Origin of the sequence: Pseudomonas sp., from assembly GCF_037994325.1 — a bacterium.
Lineage (GTDB): Bacteria > Pseudomonadota > Gammaproteobacteria > Pseudomonadales > Pseudomonadaceae > Aquipseudomonas.
The window spans coordinates 1-2,446 of record NZ_JBBNAH010000355.1; the positions used below are offsets into that span (position 1 = coordinate 1).

Genomic DNA, 2,446 nt, shown 5'->3' on the forward strand with positions numbered 1-2,446 from the left:
CACGCCACCTCGCTGCCCACTTCGCTCAGCATCTGCTCAACGGCAGCGATGTCGTTGAACGGCAGGGTCAGGGTGTGTTTAGCGAAGGCCGCTGGCACACCAGCCGAGCTCGGCACGCCTTGGGTCAGGGCGCCGGAGCCAGCTTTTACCAGCAGGCTGTCGGAGTGGCCGTGGTAGCAGCCTTCGAATTTGATAATGCTGTCGCGGCCGGTGTAACCACGGGCCAGGCGAATGGCGCTCATGGTCGCTTCGGTGCCGGAGCTGACCATGCGCACCATCTCCATCGACGGCACGATGGCGCACACCAGTTCGGCCATCTCGGTTTCCATCGCCGTTGGCGCGCCGTAGGACAGGCCATGTTCCAGTTGCTTACGCACCGCTTCCAGCACGTCCGGGTGGCTATGGCCGAGGATCATCGGGCCCCAGGAGCCGACGTAGTCCACGTACTGTTTGTTGTCTTCATCGGTGACATAGGCGCCGACCGCATGTTTGAAAAACAACGGCGTACCGCCGACGCTGCGAAAGGCACGCACGGGCGAGTTAACGCCACCAGGAATGTGTTTTTGCGCGCTGGCAAACAGGGCTTGGGAACGGGACTGGGTCATGGCTAGACTCCTTAAACGGAACAGGAAGGAGGCGGGCAGGGCGGGCCTGCCGGCGCACTCAGGATTCGATTTTCAAGGCTGAAACAGCGCGCTAAAGGCGCAGGCGCGACGGTTTACTTCCTGGGCACTGTCGGCGCTAAACAGCGCGTGGATAACGGCCAGCAGGCTGACGCCACCGGCCACCAAGGGCGCGGCGTTTTCCAGGGTAATACCACCAATGGCACAGATGGGCAGTTGCACCCGGGCGCGGGCTTGTTGCACCAGCTCCAGGGTGGCAGCTGGCGCGCCGGGCTTGGTGTGGGAATTAAAGAAGCGGCCAAAGGCAACGTAACTGGCGCCTTCACGGGCGGCCTGTTCGGCCAGTTCGATTTGCGCCAGGCAGGTGCCGCCGATAATGGCTTTGCGGCCGAGCAGGGCGCGCGCCACTGACAACGAGCCATCGCCTTGACCGAGGTGCACGCCAACGCCCAGACGCGCCGCCAGCTCGGCATCATCATTAATCAACAGGCTGGCGCCATAACGCTCGCACAAGGTTTTCAGCGCTTCGGCTTCGCGCAGGCGGCGGGCTTCATCGGTGCTCTTGTCACGGTATTGCAGCAGCTTGGCGCCGCCATCCAGCGCCGCTTCGACATAGGGCAGCAGTTTGCCACCGGCCAGCAGTTGGCTATCGGTAATGGCGTAGAGACCGCGCAAGGCTGCCATTAGCAAAAGTCCAAGGGCAAGCGACGCGGCACATATTGGCCGCGGCCCAATTGCTCAGCATCGCGCAGGGTACGCCAGGTATAGGCGAGGGCCGATTGCACCGCGCTGGCCAGGTTCTCACCCAGGGCCAAGCGCCCGGCCAGGGTGCTGGCCAAGGTGCAGCCGGAGCCGTGATAACTGCCTGGTAGGCGCTCGCAGGTAAAGGTGTGTTGGCTGCCGTCGCGGCTATAGAGACGGTTATGCACTTGCGCTTCGTCGCCGTGGCCGCCGGTAATCAGCAGGTGTTGGCAGAAGGGCAAGAGTTTAGCGGCGCATTCGTCCGCGGTGCCTTCCGGCAGTTCAGCAAGAATGCGCGCTTCGGGCAGGTTTGGCGTGGCGATGGTCGCCACCGGCAGCAAGCGTTCGCGCATGGCAAAGCCGACTTCGTCTTTGCCCAAGGCGCCGCCACCACCGGCACGTAGCACCGGGTCGCAGACCAAGGGCACGCCGGGCAGCTTGTGCATGATTTCCAGCACGGTCTCGACCATTTGCACCGAGCCGAGCATGCCGAGCTTTACGGCGGCCACGGGCATATCGGCGATCACGGCATGGGCCTGGGCCAGCACCCATTCGCGGTCGAGCACGCGGAAGTCGCTGACGTTGACGGTGTCTTGCACGGTCAGGGCGGTTACCGCTGGAGCGGCGTGGCAGCCTTGCGCAAGCAAGGCCTCGATATCGGCCTGAAGACCGGCGCCACCACTAGGGTCGTGACCGGAAAGGCAGAGAACAACGGGGCGGGAGGCGTAGGTATTCATGGTGCGCGAGCTTATCACTTTTCACCTTTTTGTAGCCCATGCCGGGCGTGTTAATGGATGCACTACCAGTGAGAAGTCGGGTGTGCGCTTGACGGCACCAACCCCATGCTGGCATCCCTGATGGCACTGGCCGTGCCTTGCGCTGAGCGGGTTCCAGCGCCGGACGGCTATGCTAGAGTTGCCCCAATTAAATAGTCAGGCCGACGCGGTGACGTCACGACGGAGATGGGGCTCCGACGTCACACGATCAGGCCCATTGCGGGGCAGCATGCGCTACGGTCTTTTACTTCTCCTGTGCCTACTGGCAAACCTCGCCCATGGGGTCGAGTTTGACGAGTACACCAC

At 63.0% G+C, this 2,446-nt stretch carries 3 protein-coding genes; all 3 read right to left on the bottom strand.

The annotated features are described in order from the left end of the window. Positions 1–605, bottom strand: a 605-nt coding sequence (locus AAAB16_RS12115) for an aminotransferase class III-fold pyridoxal phosphate-dependent enzyme (RefSeq protein WP_340663542.1), incomplete at its 3' end; no start/stop codon positions are given. A 72-nt stretch (positions 606–677) separates the two neighbouring features. After that, the gene (gene thiE / locus AAAB16_RS12120) at positions 678–1,307 is read right to left on the bottom strand and encodes a thiamine phosphate synthase (protein WP_340663543.1); all 630 of its coding nucleotides are present in this window, start codon (positions 1,305–1,307) and stop codon (positions 678–680) included. Continuing rightward, positions 1,307–2,101, bottom strand: a complete 795-nt coding sequence (locus AAAB16_RS12125; protein WP_110617285.1) for a hydroxymethylpyrimidine/phosphomethylpyrimidine kinase — start codon at positions 2,099–2,101, stop codon at positions 1,307–1,309. Before AAAB16_RS12125 ends, thiE begins: the two co-directional genes overlap by 1 nt. Positions 2,102–2,446: the final 345 nt, after the last annotated feature.